25 protein-coding genes and 1 pseudogene are annotated in these 23,813 nt (G+C 65.7%); 11 read left to right on the top strand and 15 right to left on the bottom strand.

The annotated features are described in order from the left end of the window. Nucleotides 1-788: 788 nt before the first annotated feature. The 8 genes from ACZ2IA_RS07895 to ACZ2IA_RS07860 all read right to left on the bottom strand — a co-directional run bounded on the left by ACZ2IA_RS07895 (nt 789) and on the right by ACZ2IA_RS07860 (nt 5,069). Nucleotides 789-1,196 (bottom strand): SRPBCC family protein, encoded by a 408-nt coding sequence (locus tag ACZ2IA_RS07895; protein ID WP_470292022.1) that lies wholly within the window; start codon nt 1,194-1,196, stop codon nt 789-791. Continuing rightward, on the bottom strand, nt 1,193-1,609 hold the full coding sequence (locus ACZ2IA_RS07890) for a YybH family protein (RefSeq protein WP_470292021.1): 417 nt from the start codon (nt 1,607-1,609) through the stop codon (nt 1,193-1,195). Before ACZ2IA_RS07890 ends, ACZ2IA_RS07895 begins: the two co-directional genes overlap by 4 nt. 77 nt (nt 1,610-1,686) lie before the next feature. Then, entirely contained in the window at nt 1,687-2,088 is a 402-nt protein-coding gene (locus ACZ2IA_RS07885) for an NUDIX domain-containing protein (protein WP_470292020.1), read from the bottom strand. 43 nt (nt 2,089-2,131) lie between these two features. Then, a complete protein-coding gene (gene gloA2, locus ACZ2IA_RS07880; protein WP_470292019.1) occupies nt 2,132-2,518 on the bottom strand; it encodes an SMU1112c/YaeR family gloxylase I-like metalloprotein in 387 nt (128 codons plus the stop codon). A 130-nt stretch (nt 2,519-2,648) separates the two neighbouring features. Then, nucleotides 2,649-3,134 carry a Cys-tRNA(Pro) deacylase gene (gene ybaK, locus ACZ2IA_RS07875; RefSeq protein ID WP_470292018.1) on the bottom strand — a complete coding sequence of 162 codons (486 nt, stop codon included), beginning with the start codon at nt 3,132-3,134 and terminating at the stop codon, nt 2,649-2,651. Nucleotides 3,135-3,194: 60 nt separating this feature from the next. Continuing rightward, a complete protein-coding gene (gene msrQ / locus ACZ2IA_RS07870) occupies nt 3,195-3,848 on the bottom strand; it encodes a protein-methionine-sulfoxide reductase heme-binding subunit MsrQ (protein ID WP_470292017.1) in 654 nt (217 codons plus the stop codon). A 7-nt stretch (nt 3,849-3,855) separates the two neighbouring features. Continuing rightward, entirely contained in the window at nt 3,856-4,770 is a 915-nt protein-coding gene (gene msrP, locus ACZ2IA_RS07865; protein ID WP_470292016.1) for a protein-methionine-sulfoxide reductase catalytic subunit MsrP, read from the bottom strand. Between the two features lie 119 nt (nt 4,771-4,889). Next, nucleotides 4,890-5,069: a protein MIGRI gene (locus tag ACZ2IA_RS07860; RefSeq protein WP_470292015.1), complete on the bottom strand. Its 180-nt coding sequence runs from the start codon at nt 5,067-5,069 to the stop codon at nt 4,890-4,892. 153 nt (nt 5,070-5,222) lie between these two features. On the opposite strand from ACZ2IA_RS07860, the gene metX reads away from it, so the two are divergent. Both metX and metW read left to right on the top strand, forming a co-directional pair. After that, the gene (metX, locus tag ACZ2IA_RS07855) at nt 5,223-6,365 is read left to right on the top strand and encodes a homoserine O-succinyltransferase MetX (protein ID WP_470292014.1); all 1,143 of its coding nucleotides are present in this window, start codon (nt 5,223-5,225) and stop codon (nt 6,363-6,365) included. Next, on the top strand, nt 6,362-6,946 hold the full coding sequence (metW, locus tag ACZ2IA_RS07850) for a methionine biosynthesis protein MetW (protein ID WP_470292013.1): 585 nt from the start codon (nt 6,362-6,364) through the stop codon (nt 6,944-6,946). Before metX ends, metW begins: the two co-directional genes overlap by 4 nt. 937 nt (nt 6,947-7,883) lie before the next feature. Here the strand turns inward: metW and ACZ2IA_RS07845 are convergent. The 3 genes from ACZ2IA_RS07845 to ACZ2IA_RS07835 form a co-directional block, all read right to left on the bottom strand. Beyond that, on the bottom strand, nt 7,884-8,414 hold the full coding sequence (locus ACZ2IA_RS07845; protein ID WP_470292098.1) for an FRG domain-containing protein: 531 nt from the start codon (nt 8,412-8,414) through the stop codon (nt 7,884-7,886). 366 nt (nt 8,415-8,780) lie between these two features. Further along, nucleotides 8,781-9,431: a DUF1345 domain-containing protein gene (locus ACZ2IA_RS07840; protein WP_470292012.1), complete on the bottom strand. Its 651-nt coding sequence runs from the start codon at nt 9,429-9,431 to the stop codon at nt 8,781-8,783. Between the two features lie 116 nt (nt 9,432-9,547). After that, nucleotides 9,548-10,819, bottom strand: coding sequence for an HAAAP family serine/threonine permease (locus ACZ2IA_RS07835; protein WP_470292011.1), 1,272 nt, complete (start codon nt 10,817-10,819; stop codon nt 9,548-9,550). 636 nt (nt 10,820-11,455) lie between these two features. Here ACZ2IA_RS07835 and ACZ2IA_RS07830 point away from each other — a divergent pair. The 3 genes and pseudogenes from ACZ2IA_RS07830 to ACZ2IA_RS07820 all read left to right on the top strand — a co-directional run. Continuing rightward, nucleotides 11,456-12,727, top strand: coding sequence for an AmpG family muropeptide MFS transporter (locus ACZ2IA_RS07830; RefSeq protein ID WP_470292097.1), 1,272 nt, complete (start codon nt 11,456-11,458; stop codon nt 12,725-12,727). Next, nucleotides 12,724-12,942: a hypothetical protein gene (locus ACZ2IA_RS07825; protein WP_470292010.1), complete on the top strand. Its 219-nt coding sequence runs from the start codon at nt 12,724-12,726 to the stop codon at nt 12,940-12,942. Before ACZ2IA_RS07830 ends, ACZ2IA_RS07825 begins: the two co-directional genes overlap by 4 nt. Then, a pseudogene (locus ACZ2IA_RS07820) lies at nt 12,912-12,980 on the top strand (hypothetical protein); the annotation flags it as partial. The gene ACZ2IA_RS07825 and the pseudogene ACZ2IA_RS07820, both read left to right, overlap by 31 nt. A 108-nt stretch (nt 12,981-13,088) precedes the next feature. On the opposite strand, the gene ACZ2IA_RS07815 reads toward ACZ2IA_RS07820, so the two are convergent. Both ACZ2IA_RS07815 and wrbA read right to left on the bottom strand, forming a co-directional pair. Beyond that, entirely contained in the window at nt 13,089-13,577 is a 489-nt protein-coding gene (locus ACZ2IA_RS07815) for a GNAT family N-acetyltransferase (protein ID WP_470292009.1), read from the bottom strand. Beyond that, on the bottom strand, nt 13,574-14,179 hold the full coding sequence (wrbA, locus tag ACZ2IA_RS07810; protein ID WP_470292008.1) for an NAD(P)H:quinone oxidoreductase: 606 nt from the start codon (nt 14,177-14,179) through the stop codon (nt 13,574-13,576). Before wrbA ends, ACZ2IA_RS07815 begins: the two co-directional genes overlap by 4 nt. Before the next feature lie 74 nt (nt 14,180-14,253). On the opposite strand from wrbA, the gene ACZ2IA_RS07805 reads away from it, so the two are divergent. Further along, nucleotides 14,254-15,465 (top strand): YihY family inner membrane protein, encoded by a 1,212-nt coding sequence (locus tag ACZ2IA_RS07805; protein ID WP_470292007.1) that lies wholly within the window; start codon nt 14,254-14,256, stop codon nt 15,463-15,465. Here ACZ2IA_RS07805 and ACZ2IA_RS07800 read toward each other — a convergent pair. Next, nucleotides 15,360-16,226: a DUF3025 domain-containing protein gene (locus tag ACZ2IA_RS07800; protein ID WP_470292006.1), complete on the bottom strand. Its 867-nt coding sequence runs from the start codon at nt 16,224-16,226 to the stop codon at nt 15,360-15,362. The two genes, ACZ2IA_RS07805 and ACZ2IA_RS07800, sit on opposite strands and share 106 nt — an antisense overlap. A 121-nt stretch (nt 16,227-16,347) precedes the next feature. Then, nucleotides 16,348-18,588 carry a sensor domain-containing diguanylate cyclase gene (locus tag ACZ2IA_RS07795; RefSeq protein ID WP_470292005.1) on the bottom strand — a complete coding sequence of 747 codons (2,241 nt, stop codon included), beginning with the start codon at nt 18,586-18,588 and terminating at the stop codon, nt 16,348-16,350. Between the two features lie 156 nt (nt 18,589-18,744). Between ACZ2IA_RS07795 and cysG the strand changes: the two genes are divergently transcribed. The 5 genes from cysG (at nt 18,745) to rfaQ (ending at nt 23,762) form a co-directional block, all read left to right on the top strand. Next, nucleotides 18,745-20,145, top strand: coding sequence for a siroheme synthase CysG (cysG, locus tag ACZ2IA_RS07790; protein WP_470292004.1), 1,401 nt, complete (start codon nt 18,745-18,747; stop codon nt 20,143-20,145). 27 nt (nt 20,146-20,172) lie between these two features. Beyond that, entirely contained in the window at nt 20,173-20,574 is a 402-nt protein-coding gene (locus tag ACZ2IA_RS07785; RefSeq protein ID WP_470292003.1) for a PTS sugar transporter subunit IIA, read from the top strand. Beyond that, complete coding sequence (locus ACZ2IA_RS07780) at nt 20,571-20,840, top strand: HPr family phosphocarrier protein (protein WP_470292002.1); 270 nt, start codon at nt 20,571-20,573, stop codon at nt 20,838-20,840. Before ACZ2IA_RS07785 ends, ACZ2IA_RS07780 begins: the two co-directional genes overlap by 4 nt. A 70-nt stretch (nt 20,841-20,910) precedes the next feature. Then, complete coding sequence (ptsP, locus tag ACZ2IA_RS07775; RefSeq protein WP_470292001.1) at nt 20,911-22,650, top strand: phosphoenolpyruvate--protein phosphotransferase; 1,740 nt, start codon at nt 20,911-20,913, stop codon at nt 22,648-22,650. A gap of 14 nt (nt 22,651-22,664) precedes the next feature. Continuing rightward, on the top strand, nt 22,665-23,762 hold the full coding sequence (rfaQ, locus tag ACZ2IA_RS07770) for a putative lipopolysaccharide heptosyltransferase III (protein WP_470292000.1): 1,098 nt from the start codon (nt 22,665-22,667) through the stop codon (nt 23,760-23,762). Nucleotides 23,763-23,813: the final 51 nt, after the last annotated feature.

The raw sequence follows: 23,813 nt of genomic DNA, 5'->3' as shown, positions 1-23,813 counted from the left end.
GGCAGCGCCGGTCCCGCCCGGCGGGGCGGGGTACTTTCTTTTGTTTCGCCAAAAGAAAGTACCCAAAGAAAAGGCGACCCCACGACGCCGGCCCGCTACGCGGGCTGCCCTGCGGGCGCCACGGCCAACGGGCGGCTGCGCAACTCGCGCCGGCTAAAGCCGGCACTCGGACAGTGCTCGCCGACTTCCCCCGTTGACCGTGCCGTCCTCGGCGGCGTCGAAGGGGGATGAGTGATGGTAGGTGGCAGTCGTGAATGGGTTTTGAAAACCAGCGGATTGTTAGGTCAATCGCTGACTGTCGATAAAGCTGCAGGTCGGCACTTTGTTGTGGATAAGCGTAAAGGTTGGCCGAAAGGGCTTAGACCGGATCTGGCCTGTCTGGATTGGGTTCGGCCAACGTTGGCGTAATGACCTCAAGAAGTGGCTGCCGATTTTTTCCCTTCTGAATTCATCCCCGTCGCAATCATCCTGCCCATCCCCCTTTGCGCTGCCGAGTGATCGTCAAGCGGCCAGGTTTTAAGCCGCCGCATGTTCGAGTGCCGCGACGTTAGCGCGGCGCGAGTTCGGCGGCGCCTGGCCGCTTGGCAGGCGCGAGGGAAGCCGAAGGCCAGCGCACTGGGGTCGCCTTTCTTTGGGTACTTTCTTTGGCGAAGCAAAGAAAGTACCTCGCCTGTCGGGCGAGACCGACAAAGCCGCAGCCCAAACGAACGCTCCCTATGGCATGAGCCTTGAATTTTCCCGATTCCGGGAAAGGCTTTTTTTGCCGCCCGACGCATCAGCACGACGATTCAGGCGGCACTCTCCAGCAACTGCTTCAACGCGGCCAAATCGCGCTCGACCCACTCGGCGTCACGGGCGAACTCTTCCGCGCTCATGCCGTTGCCGCGGAACAGCGTGAACACCAGTTCGCAGCCGTCGCCGTTGGGGATCAGCCGCATCGGCACGTACAGCTCGTCGCCGTGCGGCGTCTGTACATAATGGTCGAGCACGCCGTAGTCGTTGGGCGGGGTGAAGCGCACCCGCATCGGCCCGTGCGGCGTTTCGGCCAACCACTCCTCGTCGGTCTCGTGGATCGCCGAGCACAGCCCGGACGCCCACTGCGGGAAGTGCCGGGGATCGGCGAGGAAGGCGTAGACCTCGGCCATCGGCCGGGTGATGCGCACCGACAGGGTGCGCGACTCGACGGTGTCGTTCATGGGCAGGGCTCCTCGTCTGCCGGTTCCGGTTCGGCGACCAGCAGGTTGGCGTCGCGGGCGATCCGCCAGGCGCCGTCCGCTTCGCGGCGCAGCACGGTCAGCGTATGGCCGCGGCGCGTGTGGCTGACGCCGCTGGCGCGGTCGCGCATGTGCACCCGCAAGTGGCAGCAGCAGTACGCCAGCGTGCCGCTGACCGCCAGGTCGTCGACCTGCCAGTCGTAGTCGATGTCGAACGCGGCGTTGCCCTGCAGCGCCGCGGCGAACGCCGGCTTGCCGAACAGCGGCGGGCCGCCCGGCGCGTAGAAGCGCACGTCGTCGCAGACCAGCTCGAGCAACGCCGCGCTGTCGCCGGCCACGGTGGCGCGGTGCCAGGCGGCGAGCAGGCCGTGGATCGCGCGTTCGTCGTCGTTCATGGATGGAAACCTCCGCTGCGCGGGCTAGCGGCCGCGCCGAGGTTTCATTATCGGCGATGCCGGCCGGTTTGCCGGGCTCAGCTCAGGCTGAATGGGCCGGTCAGGCGGGCGCGCCAGGCCTCGATTGAGGCGCGGTAGCCGTCGGGCAGGTTGGCCGGCAGCGCGTCGACCGGGAACAGCCCGAGCTGGGTGCGCTCGTGGCTTAGCCGCGGCACGAACTCGCCGACGAGCCGGCAGCCGTAGCTGACGATGAACACCCGCTTGCCCGGCCCGACCTCGAGCAGGTAGCTGTCGAGCGGCGCGACCACCTCGACCTCGACGGCCAGCTCCTCGAAAAACTCGCGCGTTAGGCATTCGGCCGACGTCTCGCCGATCTCGATCCGGCCGCCGGGCAGCTCCCATTCGTCGCGCTCGTTCATCAGCAGCACCACCTGCTCGTCGGCGGTGATCAGCACGCCTTTTACGGAAACGGGGTACATCGGGACTCCTTGTCGGTGAGTCGGTCCATCCGGTTGAGTCGCGTCAGGCCTCGTAGAGTTCCAGCGGCAGCCCATCCGGGTCGGCGAAGAAGGTGAAGCGCTTGCCGGTGAACTCGTCGACGCGAACCGGCTCGCAGTCGACGCCGTGGCCGCTGAGGTGGGCGAGCGCGGCGTCGAGGTTGTCGACCTGGAACGCCAGGTGGCGCAGTCCGCACGCCTCCGGCCGGCTCGGCCGGGCCGGCGGCGACGGGAACGAGAACAGCTCGAGCCGCACCCCGCCCGGCACCAAGAGGTCGAGCTTGTACGAGTCACGCTCGGCGCGGTACGCCTCGGCGAGCACGGTGAGACCCAATATTTCTGTATAGAAGCGTTTGGAGCGGGCGTAGTCGGCGGCGATCAGCGCGACGTGGTGGACGGCAGTCAGGTTCATGGTGTCGGGGCGTTGGAGATGAGGGGGCGATGGTAAGCAGCGGACAAGCCGGCGCGGCCAGTCTCGGTCGGCAACGGTCGAAGCTATATACCCACAGGCTTCGGCCAACCCCGGATTTTATCCACAGTGTTCAGCTCGCCGCCGCGTGTACCAGCGTGGCGTTGAGCAGCCGCTGCGCGTCAAGCGGCGCGACGCCGACCTGGAAGCCGCGCTTGCCGCCGTTCAGGAAGATCCGTTCGAGCTCGAGGATGCTCGCCTCCATATACACCGGCATCACCTGCTTGGTGCCGAACGGGCTGGTGCCGCCGACGAGATACCCGGAATGCTTGTTGGCGACCTCGGGCGCGCACGGCTCGATCTTCTTCGCGCCGATTTGCTTGGCGAGCATGCCGGTGCCCACCTCGCGGTCGCCGTGCATCAGCACCACCAGCGGCTTCTTGTTCTCGTCCTGCATGATCAGCGTCTTGATCACGCAATGCTCGTCGACGCCCAGCTCGCGTGCCGAGGCGCGGGTGCCGCCTTTTTCCTCGTAGACGTACAGGTGTTCGGTAAACGGCACCTTGGCGGCGCGCAGCGCACGGATCGCTTGGGTGACCGGGAATTTGTCCTTGCTCATGATCGAAACGGCAGAAAGCAAAACGGCCAGTTTACGCGTTGGCCGCTCCACTCGGTAGCCTCAGGCGGGCTTGCTCGCCGGTGTCGTGATCCGACGCTGCTTCGCCTGTTCGGCCCATCGGCGGATCAGCCGCTCGGCGAGCAGGATCGCCAGTATGGTCGCGTAGAGCATCGGCTGGCTGACGTCCTTCTTCACCAGCCACCAGTAGTGCAGCACGCCGAGGATCGCGATCGCGTGGACCAGCCGGTGCAGCTTGCCCCAGTTGCGTTTGAGCCGCTTCATCCAGCCGTTAGTGGAGGTGACTGCCAGCGGCGTCATCAGCACGATAGCGGCGACGCCGACGGTGATGAACGGCCGCTTGACGATGTCGCGGGCGATGTCGGAGAGGTCGAAGAATTTGTCGAGCCATAGATAGGTAGCCAAGTGCAGCACGCCGTAGAAGTAGGCGAACAGGCCGGTCATCCGGCGCAGCTTCAGCAGCCAGCCGGCGCCGGTCAGGCGCTTGAGCGGCGACACCGCCAGCGTGATCATGAGGAAGCTCAGCGTCCAGGTGCCGGTCGAGTGGGTGATGAACTCGATCGGGTTGACCGCCTGGCCGGACAATACGATCCAGGCGGCGCGCGCCAGCGGCAGCAGCGCGGCGACGAACAGCAGCCCCTTCAGCGGCGCAAGAAAACGCGGCCCGGCAGGTTTGGTGCGGGTGACGGTGGCCATGGCGTCCTCAGAAGTTCTTCTTCAGGTCCATGCCGCGGTACAGCCCGGCGACCTGATCGGCATAGCCGTTGAACGGCAGCGTCTTGCGCTTGAAGAATTCGCCGATGCGCCGCTCGCTCGCCTGGCTCCAGCGCGGGTGGTCGACCTCGGGGTTCACGTTCGAGTAGAAGCCGTACTCGTGCGGGTTGGCCAGGTTCCAGCTGGTCGCCGGCGGCTTGTCGGTCAGCGTGATGCGCACGATGGATTTGATGCTCTTGAAGCCGTACTTCCACGGGACGACCAGGCGGATCGGCGCGCCGTTCTGCTTGGGCAGCACGTCGCCGTACAGGCCGACCGCCAGGATCGCCAGCGGATGCATCGCCTCGTCGAGCCGCAGCCCCTCGCGGTACGGCCAGGCGAGCGTATTGTCCTTCTGGCCGGGCATCTCGCCCGGGCGCAGCACGCTCTGGAACGCGACGTACTTGGCCTTGCCGGTCGGCTCGACCTGTTTCAGCAGCGCCGACAGCGGGAAGCCGATCCACGGGATCACCATGCTCCAGCCCTCGACGCAGCGCAGCCGGTAGAGGTGCTCCTCGAGCGGCGCGAGCTTGATCAGCTGGTCGAGCGCGAAGGTGCGCGACTTTTGCACCTCGCCGTCGACGGTGACCGCCCACGGCCGCGGCTTGAACTGCCCGGAATACTCGGCCGGGTCGCCCTTGTCGGTGCCGAACTCGTAGAAGTTGTTGTAGCCGGTGATCTCTTTCAGGCTGTTCGGCTTCTCGCCGGTCGACAGCGGGCTCTTCTTGGCGGCGAGCGCGGCGAACACGTCGCTCGACAGCACGAGGCCGGCGGCGCCGAGCATCAGGAAGCGGCGGCGGTCGATATAGAGATCCTGCGGGGTGATCTCGGAGGAGCGGATCTCATCCGGGCGCTTGATCAACATGGTGGGTTTCTCCGGTACGGGTGTCTGACCGTGAGTCGGCCTTTTTATGGCGATCTGACACCAGGACGGAAAAAACAGTTTCCCGGATGCGCCGGGCGCGTTCGGCCATGCTAGCCGGCTCAGACGTGGATGCCGATCAGGAACAACAGCACGATCAGCAAGGAGCTGACCAAGAGCGAGATCGCCAGCGTGTGCGCCCAGTCGCGCAGGCTGCGGCGCTGGTGGCGATCGAACACCCAGCGTGCCAACGCGTACAGCACGAAGCAGAGGACGAAAAACTTGAACAGGCGGCCGAACATGACGGGTTTCGCGGGTGAAGGGCAGGTGGCGCGATTATCCGGGCCGGTTTGCCCCGCCGCAAGGTGATGACGATATAATCGACGCGAAGAGAAACGGCTGCGCCGGCCTCGTCGGCCGTCGCCAAAGCAAAACAACAGGCCTCACCCGCAACCATGTCCCAATCCGAACACTCCGTCGGCATCGTCACGCCGGAAGACGCGTTTTTCGACACCCCGCTGACGCTCACCAGCGGCGCGGTGCTCGAGCACTACACGCTGCGCTTCGAGACCTACGGCACGCTCAACGCCGCCAAGAGCAACGCCATCCTGATCTGCCACGCGCTGTCCGGCCACCACCACATCGCCGGCCGCCACCACCCGGACGAGAAGGCGCCAGGCTGGTGGGACAGCATGGTCGGTCCGGGCAAGCCGATCGACACCGAGCGCTTCTTCGTGGTCGGCGTCAACAACCTCGGCGGCTGCCACGGCAGCACCGGCCCGTCGAGCGTCAACCCGGCCACCGGCCAGCCGTACGGCTCGGCGTTCCCGGTGGTGACAGTGTGCGACTGGGTGCGCGCGCAGGCGCGCCTCGCCGACCGGCTCGGCATCGACACCTGGGCGGCGGTGATCGGCGGCAGCCTCGGCGGCATGCAGGCGCTGCAGTGGAGCGTCGACTTCCCGAGCCGGATCCGCCACGCGATGGTGATCGCCTCGGCGCCGAAGCTGACCGCGCAGAACATCGCGTTCAACGACGTGGCGCGCCAGGCGATTCTGACCGACCCGCAGTTCCACAACGGCAACTTCTACCAGGAAGGCACGATACCGCGCCGCGGCCTGCGCCTGGCACGGATGCTCGGCCACATCACCTACCTGTCCGACGACGGCATGGGCGAGAAATTCGGCCGGATGCTGCGCTCGGGCGAGTACAAGTACGGCTTCGACGTCGAGTTCGAGATCGAGAGCTATCTGCGCTATCAGGGCGACAAGTTCTCCGACCGTTTCGACGCCAACACCTATCTGTTGATGACCAAGGCGCTCGACTACTTCGACCCGGGCCAGCGCTTCGACGGCAGCCTGGTGAAGGCGCTCGGGCAGGCCACTGCCAAGTACTTCGTCGCCAGCTTCACCTCCGACTGGCGCTTCTCGCCGGAGCGCTCGCGCGAGATCGTCAAGGCGCTGTTGGCGGCGAAGAAGCCGGTCTGCTACGCCGAGATCGTCTCCGAGCACGGCCACGACGCTTTCCTGATGACCGATGCGCCGTACGTCGCGGCGATGCGCGCCTATCTGAATAACGTCGCGAAAGAGGTGGGAGCATGAGCTTGCGCGCGGATTTGCAACTGATCGCCGACTGGATCGAGCCGGACAGCCGGGTGCTCGACCTCGGCTGCGGCGACGGCACGCTGTTGGCTTACCTCGGCGCCGAGAAGCGCGTGCAGGGCTACGGCGTCGAGATCGACGTCGACAACGTGGTGCGCTGCATCGAGGCCGGCGTCAACGTGGTGCAGGCCGACCTGGAGGCCGGGCTCGCCGAGTTCGACGACCAGGTGTTCGACCATGTGGTGCTGTCGCAGACCATCCAGGCGATGCACCACACCGAGGCCATCCTCAACGAGATCCTGCGCGTCGGCCGCGAGGCGATCGTCACCTTCCCGAACTTCGGCTACTGGCAGAACCGCTGGCAGATCCTGCAGGGCCATATGCCGGTGTCGGACACGATCCCGTACCAGTGGTATGACACGCCGAACATCCACTGGTGCATGTTGGGCGACTTCGAGCAACTGTGCGCGAAGAACCGCATCCGCGTGGTCGAGCGGGTGGTGATGGACGGTGAGCGCCGGGTGCGCTTCCTGCCGAACCTGCTGGGGAGCCTGGCGTTTTACCGGGTGACGCGGGGGTAGGTGGATTCGGCCGAGGTTGGCCGAAGCGTGGCATAGCGAAGGGAGCCGTTGGCTCCCTTTTTCATCGTCAGTTGCCCTTGCTGGGGGACGGGGAAGGTCGCTGGCCGTCTCGTTCGGCCAACGTTACAAGGGGGGCTGTGACAGCGCCGGTCCCGCCCGGCGGGGCGGGATACTTTCTTTTGCCTCGCCAAAAGAAAGTATCCAAAGAAAAGGCGACCCCACGACGCCGGCCCGCTTTGCGGGCTGCCCTGCGGGCGCCACGGCCAACGGGCGGCTGCGCAACTCGCGCCGGCTACGCCGGCACTCGGACAGTGCTCGCCGACTACCCCCCGTTGGCCGCGTCGTCCTCGGCGGCGTCGAAGGGGGAGGGGTGGTCGTTGGCTGCGGCCGTGAAATGGGTTGGAAAATCAGCGTGTTGCTTGACTTACCAGTGGCCGTGGATAAAGTTGTCGGCTGGCGGGTTCTGTGGGTAAGTGCAAGGTTGGCCGAAGCAATTGATGCTTGATCCCGCTCGATAAGGTTGGTTCGGCCAACGTTGACGAGTAAGTCCACAAACCTGTCGGCTTTTTAATCTTCACGCATCTAAATCCACTGCAATCGTCCTGCCCATCCCCTTTGCGCTGCCGAGTGATCGTCAAGCGGCCAGGTTTTAAGCCGCCGCTTGTTCGAGCACCGCGACGTTAGCGCGGGGCGAGTTCGGCGGCGCCTGGCCGCTTGGCAGGCGCGAGGGAAGCCGAAGGCCAGCGCATCGGGGTCGCATTTTCTTTGGGGACTTTCTTTTGGCGAGACAAAAGAAAGTACCTCGCCAGTCGGGCGAGACCGACAAGGCCCCAGCAATCACCAACGTTGGCCGAACAAGCTGATGAGCCGCCCCTCCACCACCGCCAAGAAAAAAGGAGCCAACGGCTCCCTTTCCCATTGAAATTAATATGCATTTTTAATATTCGTCCGTTCTTAACCACTTTATATGATGCGCTAACCCATCGAGATCAGGAAATAGAGAGGCACGGTGAATACCATAACGATAAAGAGTCTTTTTAAGGGATTGTCTTATTTTTGATGGAATGAGGATTTTTTCAATCTTTTCTAAGTCTTCCAGATGTTTGGTTGGCTCTGGGTGAATGGTGAATATCCCCGCTTGTGCTGTAATTCTGGGTGTTATGTGGTTTGGGATAAATTTCCCTATAGTTTTTCTTGATAAAGGATCTGGGTGTTTATTGGTTTCAATATAAGTTTTGTGATTGTATGTATATATAGCACTATCACCAGAATGTTCTTTCTCTACCGCGAAATAAGTCTCAACCAAAGGATTTCTACTCCAGTCAAGCAGTCTAGTTGGTAAGCCATGGTGTTGAGCCAGTGCAAGAAGTTCCCAATCAGTTAGCTTTGTGTCTGTAAGTCTAGGCCAAGCCTGCTCTCTGAATAGACGGAGTATGGTTTTTCTTTTTTTAAGAAGTCGTCGGGTGATAATTAATTAAGGTTTTTGTAACGACCAATGCTTGGAATTAATTGAAATTCCGCATCTTTCACTCCGCGATATATCATCGCCTTATCACCATAGCTTTGTATTGCTTGATGTAACTCTTCAAACGAGTTAATTATCGTTGTCTTCATTATGTAATTCCAGTTTGTGGCTATCGTTGTAATTCTTGTATTCGAAATGAATGTTTTATCACAAATGCACTGAAGTGCTATCCAAGCCGAACGTAAAAATTGATCCAGTAATTCTCTATTTAACCAGCAGGTATTGGTGCATGGGTCGTGTGAGCGGCGAGTGAATGTGGCCAGCTTGTCAGAGTTATCCATTAATAACAAAAGCATTATTTGGCGGTGCTCAACTCACCAAACTCGCCGCCACATTGATCGACATCGCCAGGATGCTGGTGTTGAACACGAACGACAGCACCGACTGCACCAACACTACCCGCCGCGCCGCCGGGCTGCCGAGCGCGACGTCAGCGGTCTGCGAGGCGACGCCGATCGTGAACGAGAAGTACAGGAAGTCCCAATAGCTCGGCGTGGTCGGCTTGTCGGGGAACAGCAGCGGCGGCTCGCCAGACCTGCTGCCGTAGAACAGGTGCGCGTAGTGCAGCGCGAAGATCGTCGGCAGCAGCAGCCAGGCACCGATCAGCGTCACCACGCTGAGCACCAGGTGCCCGAACTTCGCCTCGCCGGCCAGGCCCTTCACGCTGGTCAGCTCGAGCAGGATCGCGACCAGGCTCATCACCGCGGCGAGCGACACCAGCGTCAGCGCCATCGCGGCGCTCTCGTCCTGCCGGCGGGCGATGTGGCGGATCCGCTCCGGTGTGGCGCGCACCATCAATAGCCACAGCGCGAACAGGTACAGCCAGGCGGTGACGTTCCAGCCGAGCAGCAGCCGCTGCAGCCAAGGGGCAGCCGGGAGCAGCCAGAAACCGGCGATGCCGGCGGCGAAGGCGATGACGAGGCGGGGGCGGGTATGAAACAGGTGGCCGACACGGCGCATGGGTAAGACTCCGGCGAGCAATGATGCCGAAAGGATAGCCCACCTGCGCAGGCCCGATGCAAAAACCCCGGCGTGGGCAGCGCCGGGGTTTTCGCATTCAGGCTGGGCCGAACGGCTCAGGCGAACAACGTATAGAAGATCGCCGAGATCGCCACGCCGCCGAGGGCGGTGACGAACGCATTGCTAGCCTTGTCGGCGTACTTCCTCATCGCCGGCACCTTGCGGACCGCGTACATCGGCATCAGGAACAGCAACAGCGCGATGATCGGGCCGCCGAGCGTCTCGATCATGCCGAGGATGCTCGGGTTCAGCGTCGCGACGACCCAGGCGGTCACGCCCATGATCACCGCGGTGATCCGGTCGAGCTGCTGCGGAGCGATGGTCCTGCCCTGGCCACGCAGCTGCTTCACCACCAGACCGTTGAAGCCTTCGCTCGCGCCGAGGTAGTGGCCGAGGAAGGACTTGGTGATCGCGACGAAGGCGATCAGCGGCGCGGCGTACGCGATCACCGGGTTGCTGAAGTGGTTGGCCAGATAGGACAGGATCGAGATGTTCTGCTGCTTCGCGGCCATCAGGTCGGCCGAGGTCAGGCTGAGCACGCAGCTGAACACGAAGAACAGCACGGTCAGCACCATCATGCTATGGCTGAACATCAGGATGCGCGAACTGTGCGGCTCGGCGCCGTCGCCGTACGCTTTCTTCTGCGCCACCGCGAACGAGGAGATGATCGGCGAATGGTTGAACGAGAACACCATCACCGGGATCGCCAGCCACAGCGTCTTGAGCATGCCGTCGCCGCCGCCGGCGGTATCGAGGATCGCGCCGTGCCAGTTCGGGATCAGGTACAGCGCCAGCGCCATCAGCACCGCCACGAACGGGAACACCAGCACGCTCATCGCCTTGACGATCATCTCCTTGCCGCAGCGCACCACCAGCATCAGGCCGAGGATCAGTAGCGCCGCCAGCAGCGCGCGCGGCGGCGGGCTCATCTGCAGCTGGTGCTCGATGAACGAGGCCACGGTGTTGGTCACCGCCACGCTGTACACCAGCAGGATCGGGTAGATCGCCAGGAAGTACAGCAGCGTGATCAGCTTGCCGGCGGTGGTGCCGAAGTGCTCCTCGACCACCTCGGTGATGTCGCCGCCCTTGGCCGAACCGGATAGCACGAAGCGGGTCAGGCCGCGGTGCGCGAAGAAGGTCATCGGGAACGCCAGCAGCGCCATCACGACCAGCGGCCAGAAGCCGCCGATGCCGGCGTTGATCGGCAGGAACAGCGTGCCGGCACCGACCGCGGTGCCGTAGAGGCCAAGCATCCAGACGGTGTCCTGGCTGCTCCAGCCGGAGCGGTGGGCGGTGTGGGACGCCGCCGCGTAGGTGGTTTGCGACATGGGGGGTACCTGTGGGGGATGAGAGTCCTGTGGCGCCGGCTTCGCGCCGCTAACAAAACCCTCCCGGCGTTGTTGCTCTGCCTTGCCGTACTAGCTGTACTGTCTGCGGCAGAGCGCCTAGCCGGGATCGCGATGCTGGATTTTGTTGCGGCGCTTGGGCCGGCTGCCTGCGCCGCCTGCCGTCGTGTGGACGGCGGGGTGTCGTTATCGTCCGATCGCTCGAGCTGCATGCGCAGCGCGCGCGTGCCTGGGTGCCGGCGTTTTCTCGAACCAGCCGCTATCTCTATCTGCGCATTAAAATAGAATCGCGTGCTAATGTTATGTTGTGGTGATTCTACCGACCTTAAACGAACTTGTAGTGAGCAAAAGGGGGCGCGGTATTGATCTGGCTCGGCCGGGCCCGACGAACGGTTGCATCGTGGCAAAACCGTACTATGGCCGCCATATGGGAAATCCCGCACGGTCGGCCGATTGCCGTGAAAACTTGCGGCCGAAACGGTGGCGCGGTTTCGCACAAGCAATGTTGTTTTTCGCTTGCGGAACGACGGCGAGCGGCGCGGGGCGGCGGCGCTTGGTCGGCGCCGGGCCACGGTGGCACAATGCCAGCTTGATTCCCTCCCCGGCCCGCCCATGCTGATGACCGACACCGCCCCGACGCTGCGCCAGGCGATCTTTTCCCGCACCATGCTCACCTGCGTGTTCACCGGCTTCGCCTCGGGCCTGCCGCTCTATGCGCTGATCAACCTGCTGCCGGCCTGGTTGCGCAGCGAAGGGGTGGACCTGAAGGCGATCGGCCTGTTCGCGCTGATCCAGCTGCCGTTCACCTGGAAGTTTGTCTGGGCGCCGCTGATGGACCGCTTCGTGCCGCCGTGGCTCGGCCGTCGCCGCGGCTGGATGCTGGCGACGCAGCTGGCGCTGATCGTCAGCATGGGCTGCTTCGGCCTGTTCACCCCGGCCACCGAGATCTGGGCGATCGCCGCGCTGGCGTTCGGCGTGGCGTTCTTTTCGGCCAGCCAGGACATCGTGCTCGACGCGTTCCGCCGCGAGATCCTCGTCGAGCGCGAGCTCGGCCTCGGCAACACCATCCACATCAACGCCTACCGGCTCGCCAGCCTGATCCCCGGCTCGCTGTCGCTGATCCTGGCCGACCACCTGCCGTGGGCCACGGTGTTCTGGATCACCGCGCTGTTCATGCTGCCGGGCGTGGCGATGACGTTGGCGGTGTCCGAGCCGAGGCTTGCCGCCGCCGCACCGAAGACGCTGCGCGAGGCGGTGGTCGAGCCGTTCCACGAATTCCTCACCCGCAACGGCTGGCGCGGCGCGGCGCTGGTGCTCGGCTTCATCTTCCTCTACAAGCTCGGCGACAGCATGGCGACCGCCTTGGCGACGCCGTTCTACCTCGACATGGGCTTCTCCAAGTCGCAGATCGGCCTGGTCGCCAAGCACGCCGGGCTGTGGCCGGCGGTGTTCGGCGGCCTGCTCGGCGGGGTGTGGATGCTGAAGCTCGGCATCAACCGCGCGCTGTGGGCGTTCGGCGTGGTGCAGGTGGTGTCGATCGTCGGCTTCGCCTGGTTGGCCGAACAGGGGCCGTTCGCCCAGATCGGCGCGCCCGAGCTGACCCGGCTGGCGTTGGTGATCGGCTTCGAGGCGCTCGGCGTCGGGCTAGGCTCGGCGGCGTTCGTCGCCTATATCGCGCGCACCACCCACCCGGCCTACACCGCCACCCAGTTCGCGCTGTTCACCAGCCTCGCGGCGGTGCCGCGCACCGTGGCGAACGCCGGCACCGGCTACCTGGTCGAGGCGTTCGGCTGGACGACGTTCTTCTGGCTGTGCACCGTATTGGCGCTGCCGGGCATGGCGCTGCTGGTGAAGGTGGCGCCGTGGAACGGCAAGGAGAAGGGGCTATGAAGACGATTCGGGCCGCCTTGCCGCTGGCGTTGATGATGGTCGCCGCGGCGTCGGCGAACGCGGCCGACGCGCCGGAGCGGAGTAAGACGCCGTTCCGGGTCGACTACCGCTGCGCCGGCCACCGTGCACTGAGCGTGGTTTACCCGGCGTACGCCGACGCCGACAGCCAGCCGATCCGTCTGAACTGGCGCGGCAAGGTGTACCGCTGCGGCTGACCGAGTCGGGCAGCGGTGCGCGCTACGCCAACCAGCAGCTGGTGTGGTGGAGCAAGGGCGAGACCGGCTTCCTCGCCACCCGTGGTGGGCGGATGCTGGTGCGCGACTGCCGGGAAACGACCAGCAAGCCGCAGGGCTAGGTGCCCTCAAGCCAGTGGATAGTCGAGCAGGTGCTGCGGGCCGATCGGGCCGGGGTTCTGCCTGCCGGTGTCGCGCCAGCCGCAGGCGAGGTATAGGCCGAGCGCCGCGAGGTTGCGTGCGTTGACCGCCAGCATCAGCTGCCGCGCCGCCGGCCAGTCGCGCGCGACCCGCGCCGGCAACGCCGCCAGCGCCGACTTGGCGTAGCCGCGGCCCTGCTGGCCGGCGTCGATCCGGAACGCGTGCAGCGTCACCGTGTCGGCCGTTGCCCAGGCCGGCGTGGCCGGGCCCGCCTTCAGGATGAAGAAGCCGACCGGCGTGGCGGCGTCGAACACCGCGTAGCCGCGCAGGCTGGCCGAGTCGCCGTCCTCGCTGACCGCGATCGCCTCGTGGACCGAGCCGGCGAACGGCTCCTGTTCCGGCGGCAGCGTCAGCGCGCTCACCGCGTCGCGGCGTGCCGTGTCCAGTTCGCGCCAGTCGTGCAGTTGTATGCTCATCGCGCCGGCGCCTGGGCGAGTCTCCTCGCTGCTTCGGCCAGGCGCTTGCCCTGCACGATCGCCAGCGTCTTCTCCTCGTCGCTGATCGGTTTCTCGTTCTGCAGCCCGGCCACATGGCTGACGCCGTACGGCGTGCCGCCGCTCTGGGTGCTCGACAGCGCCGGCTCGGTGTACGGCAGGCCGATGATCAGCATGCCGTGGTGGATCAGCGGCAGCATCATCGACAGAAGGGTCGACTCCTGGCCGCCATGCATCGAGCCGGAGCAGGTGAACACGCAGGCCGGCTTACCGGACAGCGCGCCTGCCATCCATTCGCTGCTGGTGCCGTCGAGGAAGTACTTCACCGCCGCGGCCATATTGCCGAAGCGGGTCGGGCTGCCCAGCGCGAGACCGATGCAGTCGACCAAGTCCTGCCGCTCGACGTACGGCGCGCCGCTGTCCGGCACCGCCGGCTCGGTGGCCTCGCACACGGTCGACACTTTCGGTACAGTGCGCAGCCGTGCGCGGCAGCCGTCGACGCTGTCGATGCCGCGCGCGATCAGCCGAGCCAGTTCGCGGGTGGCACCGTGCTGGCTGTAATACAGCACCAGAATATCCTGCATTTTTCCCCCTGGATTAGGAGCCGGTCGCCGACTGGCTCTATGATGACAATGCACAAAATTTTACCCGTGAGACGATGACCGAGACGAGTTTTTCCCGCGACCGCCCCCATTTCGGTTTCCTACGCTTCCTGGGCCGGCGGATGGCCGAGCTGCACATCAACCAGGTCGCCGCCAGCCTGACCTTCACCACGCTGTTGGCGCTGGTGCCGCTGTTGACGGTGACGCTGATCGTGATCTCGGCGTTCCCGGTGTTCTCCGAGTACAGCGTGCGCTTCAAGGTGCTGCTCTTGACGACCCTGGTGCCCGAGTTCGCCGGCAAGGTGATCACCGTCTACATGCGCCAGTTCACCGAGAACGCCGGCAAGCTGACCGCCGCCGGCATCGTGATGCTCGGCGCGTCGGCGTTGATGCTGATGGTCACGATCGAGCGCACCTTCAACGGCATCTGGCGGGTCGAGCGCTCGCGGCCGTTCCTGCAGCAAATGCTGGTGTACTGGACGGTGCTGACGCTCGGTCCCTTGCTGCTCGGTGTCGGCCTGTCGAGCTGGAGCTGGCTGTACAAGACCTCGGGGCTGAAGTTCAGCCACCCGGTGCTGGCGTTGACCATCCAGCTCGTCGGCTCGATCGCGCTGACCACGGTGGTGCTGTGGTTCCTGTACCGGCTGGTGCCGAACCGCTTCGTGCCGGCCGACCACGCCGCGCTCGGCGCGTTCGTGACCGCGCTCTTGCTGGAAGTCACCAAGCGCGCCTTCGGCTACTACATCACCAAGATGGCGTCGTACCAGCTGGTGTACGGCGCGTTCGCCAGCGTGCCGATCTTCCTGCTATGGGTGTTCTGTTTATGGTTCGTGGTGCTGGCCGGCGCGATGTTCACCGCCTCGCTGTCGTACTGGGAGGACGGGGCGTGGCGGCGCCGCTTCGACCCGCGCCGGCGCTTCCAGGACGCGGTCGAGGCGCTGTTGATGCTGCACGAGGCGCAGGCGAGAGGCGTCGCGCTGCGCCTGACCGATCTGCGCCGCGAGATCCACGTCGGCTACGATGAGCTCGGCCAGTTGTTGGATAAATTGGCCAAGCTGCAGTACGCGCAGCTCGGCGCCGACGGCTGGGTGCTGAAGCGGCGCGCCGAGAGCATCCAGCTGATCGACCTGTTCCGCCAGTTCGTCTACAAGCCGACGCCCGATCAGGACGACGAGGTCGCCGCGGCGCTGGAGGCCTTGCTGTCGCCGGCATTCGACTCGCTCGACATGACGCTCGACGAGTTCGCCCGCCGGATCGGCCGGAAGTAGTCGGTGTTGGCGTAGAACGCCGGGTTGCGGTTGGCGCTCCACCAGCCGGGGATGCCCAGCAGCGGCAGCGGCTGCAGCTCGCGCGGCCGCACGAGCCAGCCGTCGTCGGCCAGCCGTTCGGCCAAGCGTTGGTCCAGCTCGGCGAGCTGCGCCTCGTAGGGTCGGCCGAAGAAGCCCGGCGTCACCGCCAGCAGCAGTGCCTTGCCGCACCAGCCCAGATGCGGCGTCAGCCCCTGTTCGAACAGCGCGTGGCCGAGCACGAACGGCGCGATCGTCGTATCCCAGCCGTCGCGTCGCGTCAGGAACAGCGTCGGCCAGTCCATCCCGACCAGCGCGTCGGCCATTCTTTCGTCGCTCACCGCCAGCACCACCCCGCATTCGTCGAGCAGCGTCACCGCGTCGCGGAACGGTCCGCGCTTCACCTCGCCGCGCGCGAGCGCGCGCAGGTGCCGGGCGTTCAGCGCTGCCTTGGCGCGCGGCCAGGCACACCAGGCCAAGGCGTTGAACCAGTCATGCCAGTTGGCGAGCCGGGTCGGCACCTCGCCGGTGGCGCCGATATGCGTCTCGTAGTACGCGGTCGGCTCCAGCTCGGCGGCGAAATGCAGCGTGGCGGGGAAGCCGGCGACCCGGTCGCGCGCGGCGGCGGTGAGCCGGTCGTAACCGGCCTGGTCGGGCCAGCGGGCGAGGTCGAGCCAGCCGGCGGCGCGGCGGATCGGGCGATACAGCGGGTGGGCGAGGTAGGAGGAATGCCAGTCGGTCACGGGTTTGCAGCGGGGTAGCGGGTTGATCGGCGGAACGGTCGGACATGGCCGACCGAAACGCCGCCATTGTCGCGGCAAACCGCACCGCCGGCAAAGCGCGGCGACGCGCGGGGCGGTGCCGTTATGAGCGGGTCGCGGGCTGGTCGTTCTCCGCGTCGGCCGACGGCGGGTCGCTGTAGATCTGGTTGACGCCGAGGTGCTGCGCCAGGCTCAGGTAGTGTTCGGCGCGCCGCAGCAGCGTCTCGAACTGGTTCTCGGTCGGCTGGTGGCTGGCGATGCCGATGCTCAGGTTGTAGTAGAGCGGCGGCAGCGGGGCCAGTTGCAGCGGCTCCTGTGCCAGTCGCGCGACCAGCCGCTCGGCCAGATGGCGTGCCTGATCCGCGGGGGTCCCCGGCAGCAGGATCGCGAACACCTTGCCGTCCAGCCGGCCGACCAGGTCGACCTTGCGCACCTCGAGGCGGCACAGCTCGGCGAAGTGGCGAATCGCCTTGTCGCCGGCGTGCTGGCCGAAGCTGTCGTTGAGCCGTTGCAGGCCATCGAGCTCGATCAGACACAGCGACAGCGCCCGGCCGTAGCGCTCGGCCGCCAGCAGCTCGCGGCCGGCCACGTCGAGGAAGTGGTAGCGATTTAGCACGCCGGTCAGCGGGTCGCGGCTGGCGGTGTGGTGCTGCTCGGCGTCGTGGCGGTCCTGCTTGATCGCGATCGCCGCCAGGTGCGAGGCCCGCGCCAACAGCTGCTTGTCCTCGCCGCCCATGGGCAGCGGCTGGCCGGACAGCAGACAGAGCACGCCGAGCGCCGGCTGTTGCGGCGGCTGCAGCGGCAGCAGCCAGCCGGCGTTCAGCGCCAATTGGTCGAGCTGCGCCGCGAACGGCTGCCACAGCGGGTGGCTGTCGAGCGGGTTGACCAGGCTCGGCTGCAGCAAGCGCAACAGCGCCAGCGTGGCGCCGTCGTAGTCGGCCGCGAGCGGCGGCAGCGCCGGCGCGATCCAGTCGCCGTGCCCGTCGTCCTGCGGCGCCAGCCAGAACGCGATCCGGCCCTTCGGGAACTGGCTTTCCAAGAGGCGCGCCAGCCGGGTCAGGATGTCGCGCAGCGGCGCGCGGTGCGCGATCATGTCGAGCACCGCGTGCTCGCCCTGGGTCAGCCGCTGCTGGCGGCGCAGGTCGGTGACGTCGCGCGCCACCGCCAGGATAGACTCGAGCCGGCCGGCCGGGTCCAGTTCCGGAAACAGCCGCACCTCGAAGATGATCGTCAGCGTCGACAGCGCCACGTCGGCGTCGAACATCCGCGCCCGGTTCAGCCGGATCACTTCCTGGCACTCGCTGTTGAAGCGGTTGGCCAGCGCCGCCGGCATGCCGTTTTCCAGCAGCGTCTTGCCGAGCAGCTCGGCCTCGGGCAGCGCGACACAGCGGGTGATGGTCTGGTTCAGGTACAAACAGCGGCCCAGCGGGTCGACCCGGGCGATCAGGTCGACGCTGTTGTCGACCAGGCCGCGGAACGCTTGCTCGCGGCGGCGCTGCATGTCGCTGGCGTCCTTGCGCGCGGTGATCCGTTCGCCGACGCCGCAGATCTGGTGATGGCCGTCGTGGCGCGGGTAGACCTGCGCGTTGATCGCCACCCATTCCCACTGGCCGTCGGCCAGGCGCACCCGCACCTCCAGGTTCAGGTCGCTGCCGGCCTGTTCGGCCGACTGGCGTAACAGCTCGGTGACCTGGCGCTGGTCGTCCGGGTGCAGCCGTCCGAACCAGCGCTCTAGCGGCAGCTCGCCCCAGTCGGACTCCAGCCCGTAGGCGTGCTGCAGCGCCTGCGGCGCCAGGCGCAGCACGCCGCTGGCCAGCTCCAGCGTGAAGAACACCAGGTTGGCGCTATAGAGCGCATTATTAAGTTGAGCGACCTCGCCCTCGAGCCGTTCCAACTGTTCTTGCCATGGAGTCAGCGAGGTCAGATAGCTGACCTGCCAGGCGTGTGCGGCCGGAGCGGGGTGGCGCTGCAGCAGCCAGTTCGCGCCGTCGTCCTGTAGCAGCGGGCTGTCCGACAGCAGCGTCTGGCGCACCAGCGCGTTGCGGGTGGTGACCGGCAGCGTCTGCGCCGCCGGGTTGAAGTACAGCTCGTGGCCGTCGTCCTGGACGATCGCGGCCGGGAACGGCAGCGGTTCGAGTGCCTCGCGCTGTCGCGCCAGCGGCTGGCGGCGGTAGAGCAGCAGCGTCAGCGCGATCGCCAGCGCGAGCAGGGTGGCGATCTCCAGGCCGTACAGCCAGAGCGGCGCGGCCGGCAGCAGCGCGGCGGCGTCGCCGCGCGCGGGCAGCAACAGCATCGGGACGATCAGCGGCGCAGGGCCGGTGCTGGCGGGCATGGTCGGCGGCATGATGGAAGCTCTCGGCTAGTCACGGCATTCTTTTCATCATGGCAGCTTTGGCGCCGCTGTCAGCCCTGTCGTGACGAGAGCCGGCCGTCAGCCGCGTGCCGGGCCCCGGCGCTGTGGCAAATGCAGTATGCTTGGCGCATCGATTTGGAGTGTGGCATGGAGTATTTCCCCTTATTCATGAACATCAGGCAGGCGCCCTGTCTGATCGTCGGCGGCGGCGAGGTGGCGTTGCGCAAGGCACGGCTGCTGCGGGCCGCCGGCGCCAGCTTGACCGTGCTGGCACCGGCGCTGTGCCGTGAGTTGGCCGAACTGGTCGCCGCCGGCGAGGTTCAACACCGTCTCGGTGAATTCGTTGCCGATGCGGTTGCCGGCCAGCGGCTGGTGATCGCCGCCACCGACGACCGCGCGGTCAACAAAGCGGTCAGCGACGCGGCCCGTGTCGCCAACATCCCGGTCAACGTGGTCGACGACGCCGAATTGTCGACCTGGATCAGCCCGGCGATCGTCGACCGCTCGCCGCTCTTGATCGCGGTGTCGACCGGCGGCGGCGTGCCGGTGCTGGGCCGGCTGGTCCGCACCCGGCTGGAGAGTCTGATCCCGGCCGGTTTCGGTCGGCTGGCCGGCTTTGCCGCGCGCTTTCGCGACCGCGCCAAGGCGCGCTTCGCCGACGTCGAGCAGCGTCGCGCGTTCTGGGAGTCGGTGCTGGAGGGTCCGGTCGCCGATGCGGTGGTGGCCGGCAGCGAGGACGTCGCCGAGCAGCTGATGGAGCAGCGCCTGGCCGCGCCCGACGCGCCGTCCGGCGCGGTCTACCTGGTCGGTGCCGGCCCCGGCAACCCGGACCTGTTGACCTTCCGCGCCTTGCGGCTGATGCAGCAGGCCGACGTGGTGCTCTACGACAACCTGGTCGCCAAGGAGCTGCTGGAGCTGGTACGGCGCGACGCCGAACGCATCTTCGTCGGCAAGCAGCGCGCCAACCACACCTTGCCGCAGGAGGACATCAACGACTTGATGCTGCGCCTGGCGCAGGAGGGCAAGCGGGTGCTGCGGCTGAAGGGCGGCGATCCGTTCACTTTCGGTCGCGGCGGCGAGGAGATCGAACGCCTGGCCGAACACGGCATCCCGTTCGAGGTGGTGCCGGGTATCACCTCGGCCTCCGGCGCCGCCGCCTACGCCGGCATCCCGCTGACGCACCGCGACTACGCGCAGTCGGTGACCTTCGTCACCGGCCACAAGCAGGACGGCACGATCCAGCTCGACTGGCCGGCGCTGACCAGGCCGAACCAGACCGTGGTGGTCTACATGGGCGTGTCGACCGCCGCCGAGCTGTGCGCCGCCTTCGTCGCGCACGGCAAGCCGGATGGCACGCCGGCCGCGGTGATCGAGTGGGCGACCACCGAGCGCCAGCGCACCGTGGTCGGCACGCTGGCGACGCTGCCGGCGCTGATCGGCGAACATGGCATCGCGTCGCCGGCGCTGATCATCGTCGGCGAGGTGGTGGCGCTGGCCGGCCGGCTCGGCTGGTTCCGCCGCATCGAGAATCCGACTGTTACAATCTGAAACATTCGCATTAGGGAACCGCGCACCATGGTCGGCCTCTTACTGATTACCCATTATGGCCTTGGGCAGAGCTTTATCGAGTGCGCCCGCCATTTCTTCGGCGCCGACCCGGGCAATCTGTCGGTGATGGCGGTCGACAAGAACGACGATCCCGATCAACTGCTCGCCTACGCGCACTCGCTGATCGCCCACCTCGACCAGGGCGAGGGGGTGCTGGTGCTCACCGACATGGTCGGCGGCACGCCGTCGAACATCGCCAGCCGGCTGGTGGTACCGGGCCGGATCGAGGCGGTGGCCGGCGTCAGCCTGCCGATGCTGGTGCGCTCGCTGTGTTACTGCGGCCAGCCGTTGGCCGAGGTGGTCGAAAAGGCGCTGACCGGCGGACGTGAGGGGGTACAAAATATTACACGGGGAGATTTACCATCATGATCAAGACCCAGGTCGAAATCATCAATAAACTGGGCCTGCATGCACGTGCGTCGAGCAAGTTCACCCAGACCGCCAGCCGTCACAAGAGCGAGATATGGGTGTCGCGTAACGGTCGCCGCGTCAACGGCAAGAGCATCATGGGCGTGATGATGCTCGCCGCGGCCAAGGGAGTGACCATCGAACTGGAAATCAACGGCGAAGACGAACAGGCCGCCACCGACGCGCTGGTCACGCTGATCAACAACCGTTTCGACGAAGCCGAATAACGATCCGGGGCGCCGGCAGCGCGACACGAGCGCCTACCGGCACGAGGGACCCTGAGGGAAGCAAGCTAGCATGAGCATCAGTCTGCACGGAGTCGCCATCGGGGGAGGGATCGCCATCGGGCGCGCCCACCTGGTGCGCCAGAGCATGGAGGACGTGGCCCACTACGGCCTCGACGCGGCCGACGTGCCGGCCGAGGTGGAACGCTTCGAGGACGCGATCCGCACCACCCGCAAGCAGCTCGAACAGCTGCGCAGCAGCATTCCGGAGAATGCCCCGGCCGAGCTCGGCGCCTTCCTGTCCTTGCACGTCATGTTGTTGTCGGACATCGCCATCTCCGGTGATCCGATCGACATCATCGAGACGCAGCGCTGCAACGCCGAGTGGGCGCTGAAGCTGCAGGCCGACCTGTTGGCCGAACAGTTCGAGGCGATCGAGGAGGACTACCTGCGCGAGCGCAAGCACGACGTGCTGCAGGTGGTCGAGCGTATCTTCAAGAACCTGGCCGGCCACGACACCGAGCTGGGCATCGCCGAGGATCTGTTCGACGACACCATCCTGATCGCGCACGACCTGTCGCCGGCCGACATGGTCTACTTCAAGGACAGCCGGATCGCCGCCTTCGTCACCGACGTCGGCGGCGCGACCAGCCACACCGCGATCCTCGGCCGTAGCCTCGACCTGCCGTCGGTGATAGCGCTGCACCACGGCCGCACGCTGATCCGCGAGGACGAGTGGGTGATCGTCGACGGCCAGCAGGGCGTGCTGATCGTCAACCCGGAAGAGTTGGTGTTGGCCGAATACCGCCAGCGCCAGCGCGCCTGGCTGGCAGCGCGCCGCAAGCTCTCCAGCATCCGCAATGTCAGCGCTGAGACCCGCGACGGCGCGCAGATCGAGCTGTTGGCCAATATCGAGCTGCCGGAACACGTCGAGATGGCGAAGAATTCCGGCGCCGCCGGCATCGGCCTGTTTCGCAGCGAATTCATGTTCCTCGGCCGCGACACGCTGCCGAGCGAGGACGAGCAGTACGAGGCGTACCGGCACGTCGCCGAGGCGATGAAGGGCGCGCCGGTGACGGTGCGCACGATGGACCTGGGCGCCGACAAGAGCCCGCGCTGGCTCAGCCACGGCGTCGCCGACAACCCGGCGCTGGGGCTGACCGGCATCCGGCTGTGTCTGGCCGAGCCGTTGATGTTCCGCGCCCAGCTGCGCGCGCTGCTGCGCGCCTCGCTGCACGGCCGGATCCGCATCATGTTCCCGATGCTCAACGCCTTGCCGGAGCTGAAGCAGGCGCTGGCGCAGCTCGCCTACGCCAAGGAAGAGCTGCGCGACGAAGGCATCGCCTTCGCCGACAAGATCGAGGTCGGCGCGATGATCGAGATCCCGTCGGCGGCGCTGGTGGTCGGCAGCCTGTTGAAACAGGTCGATTTCGTCTCGATCGGCACCAACGACCTGATCCAGTACACGCTGGCGGTCGACCGCAACGACGACGCGGTCAGCCACCTGTACGACCCGGTGCACCCGGCGGTGCTCAAATTGATCGCGCACACCATCAAGACCGCGCAGCGAGCCGGCAAGACCGTGGCGGTGTGCGGCGAGATGGCCGGCGACGCGCGGATGACCCGGTTGCTGCTCGGCATGGGCCTGCGGCACTTCTCGATGGACCCGGTGCACGTGTTGTCGATCAAGCAGGTGGTGCGCAACAGCCACCTCGACGACGTGGTGCCATTGGTCGGGCGCATGCTGCGCACCGAAGACCCTGATAAGATCGCCGATCTTCTCGATCAACTGAATGCCGAGCCGGCCGTCTGAGCCGGCCTTTCTCAATGCCAAAAGACTTTGTTGACCTTGCCACCATCCGCCGGGTGTTGGTGGTCAAACTCCGCTTTCACGGCGATGTACTGCTGTCCTCGCCCGTGCTGAGTGTGCTAAAGAACCACCTGCCGCATGCCGAGATCGACGCGCTGGTCTATCAGGAAACCCGCGAGATGATCAGCGGCCACCCGGCGCTCAACCAGCTGTTCGCCATCGATAAGGCGTGGAAAAAGCGCGGAGTTATCGGTCAATGGCAGGCAGAGTGGCAGTTGCTGCGGCAGCTGCAGGCGCGTCGCTACGATCTGGTGGTCGCGTTGACCGAGCAGAACCGTTGCGCTTGGTTGGTGCGGTTCTTGAAGCCGCGCTGGTCGGTGGGGCCAGTGTGGTCCGGCAGCAGCCGATTCTTCAAGAAGAGTTTTACCTTCCTCAATCGATTGGTTCCCAATAATAGTCGCCACATCGTCGAGCTGCACCTGGATGCCCTACGCCATCTGGGCATCTATCCCGGCGAGGACGAGCGTCATCTGTCGATGCACGTCGCACCGGAAGTGCGCGACGAGACCATCGCGCTGTTGCAGCGGCAAGGGGCCCATCTGCAGCGCTACATCGTGGTCCATCCGGCATCGCGCGGCGATTACAAATGCTGGCAGCCCGAGCGGATGGCGGCGGTGATCAATCGCTTGACCGCGCGCGGTGAACAGGTGGTGCTGACGGCTGCGCCCAGTGCCGAGGAAGCCACGATGATCGCGACGATCAGCCAACGGCTGGAGCGGCCGGTGATCAATCTGGCGGGCCAGTTGAGCCTGAAGCAGCTGGCGGTGGTCATCGACCAGGCCAAGTTGCTGCTGGGGGTGGACTCGGTGCCGATGCACTTGGCGGCGGCGATGCAGACCCCGGTGGTCGCCTTGTTCGGTCCGACCTCCCCGGTGGTATGGGGGCCATGGCAGGTGCCCCACCGGCTCGTCACCGTCGACATGAGCTGCCGCCCCTGCGTCATGGAGGGCTGTGGCGGCAGCCGCTACAGCGAGTGCATCGAGCGGATCACGGTGGAGCAGGTCATGGGGAATATCGACAGCTTGTTGACTGAAACCGTTGCGGTGAGCCAGTAAGCTGCACTATTGGCCGACTAGTCATTCATTTCGGCAAATAGAGTATAATCC

The sequence above is a fragment of the Crenobacter sp. CS_VA4 genome, from assembly GCF_055597485.1.
This window is presented reverse-complemented; position numbering and strand designations above follow the sequence as displayed.

Excerpts from the sequence above, each read along its gene's own strand:
- ACZ2IA_RS07895 (WP_470292022.1), bottom strand. The coding sequence starts at position 1,196 with ATGAACGACACCGTCGAGTCGCGCACCCTGTCGGTGCGCATCACCCGG.
- ACZ2IA_RS07890 (WP_470292021.1), bottom strand. The coding sequence starts at position 1,609 with ATGAACGACGACGAACGCGCGATCCACGGCCTGCTCGCCGCCTGGCAC.
- ACZ2IA_RS07885 (WP_470292020.1), bottom strand. The coding sequence starts at position 2,088 with ATGTACCCCGTTTCCGTAAAAGGCGTGCTGATCACCGCCGACGAGCAG.
- gloA2 (WP_470292019.1), bottom strand. The coding sequence starts at position 2,518 with ATGAACCTGACTGCCGTCCACCACGTCGCGCTGATCGCCGCCGACTAC.
- ybaK (WP_470292018.1), bottom strand. The coding sequence starts at position 3,134 with ATGAGCAAGGACAAATTCCCGGTCACCCAAGCGATCCGTGCGCTGCGC.
- msrQ (WP_470292017.1), bottom strand. The coding sequence starts at position 3,848 with ATGGCCACCGTCACCCGCACCAAACCTGCCGGGCCGCGTTTTCTTGCG.
- msrP (WP_470292016.1), bottom strand. The coding sequence starts at position 4,770 with ATGTTGATCAAGCGCCCGGATGAGATCCGCTCCTCCGAGATCACCCCG.
- ACZ2IA_RS07860 (WP_470292015.1), bottom strand. The coding sequence starts at position 5,069 with ATGTTCGGCCGCCTGTTCAAGTTTTTCGTCCTCTGCTTCGTGCTGTAC.
- metX (WP_470292014.1), top strand. The coding sequence starts at position 5,223 with ATGTCCCAATCCGAACACTCCGTCGGCATCGTCACGCCGGAAGACGCG.
- metW (WP_470292013.1), top strand. The coding sequence starts at position 6,362 with ATGAGCTTGCGCGCGGATTTGCAACTGATCGCCGACTGGATCGAGCCG.
- ACZ2IA_RS07840 (WP_470292012.1), bottom strand. The coding sequence starts at position 9,431 with ATGCGCCGTGTCGGCCACCTGTTTCATACCCGCCCCCGCCTCGTCATC.
- ACZ2IA_RS07835 (WP_470292011.1), bottom strand. The coding sequence starts at position 10,819 with ATGTCGCAAACCACCTACGCGGCGGCGTCCCACACCGCCCACCGCTCC.
- ACZ2IA_RS07830 (WP_470292097.1), top strand. The coding sequence starts at position 11,456 with ATGACCGACACCGCCCCGACGCTGCGCCAGGCGATCTTTTCCCGCACC.
- ACZ2IA_RS07825 (WP_470292010.1), top strand. The coding sequence starts at position 12,724 with ATGAAGACGATTCGGGCCGCCTTGCCGCTGGCGTTGATGATGGTCGCC.
- ACZ2IA_RS07815 (WP_470292009.1), bottom strand. The coding sequence starts at position 13,577 with ATGAGCATACAACTGCACGACTGGCGCGAACTGGACACGGCACGCCGC.
- wrbA (WP_470292008.1), bottom strand. The coding sequence starts at position 14,179 with ATGCAGGATATTCTGGTGCTGTATTACAGCCAGCACGGTGCCACCCGC.
- ACZ2IA_RS07805 (WP_470292007.1), top strand. The coding sequence starts at position 14,254 with ATGACCGAGACGAGTTTTTCCCGCGACCGCCCCCATTTCGGTTTCCTA.
- ACZ2IA_RS07795 (WP_470292005.1), bottom strand. The coding sequence starts at position 18,588 with ATGCCGCCGACCATGCCCGCCAGCACCGGCCCTGCGCCGCTGATCGTC.
- cysG (WP_470292004.1), top strand. The coding sequence starts at position 18,745 with ATGGAGTATTTCCCCTTATTCATGAACATCAGGCAGGCGCCCTGTCTG.
- ACZ2IA_RS07785 (WP_470292003.1), top strand. The coding sequence starts at position 20,173 with ATGGTCGGCCTCTTACTGATTACCCATTATGGCCTTGGGCAGAGCTTT.
- ACZ2IA_RS07780 (WP_470292002.1), top strand. The coding sequence starts at position 20,571 with ATGATCAAGACCCAGGTCGAAATCATCAATAAACTGGGCCTGCATGCA.
- ptsP (WP_470292001.1), top strand. The coding sequence starts at position 20,911 with ATGAGCATCAGTCTGCACGGAGTCGCCATCGGGGGAGGGATCGCCATC.
- rfaQ (WP_470292000.1), top strand. The coding sequence starts at position 22,665 with ATGCCAAAAGACTTTGTTGACCTTGCCACCATCCGCCGGGTGTTGGTG.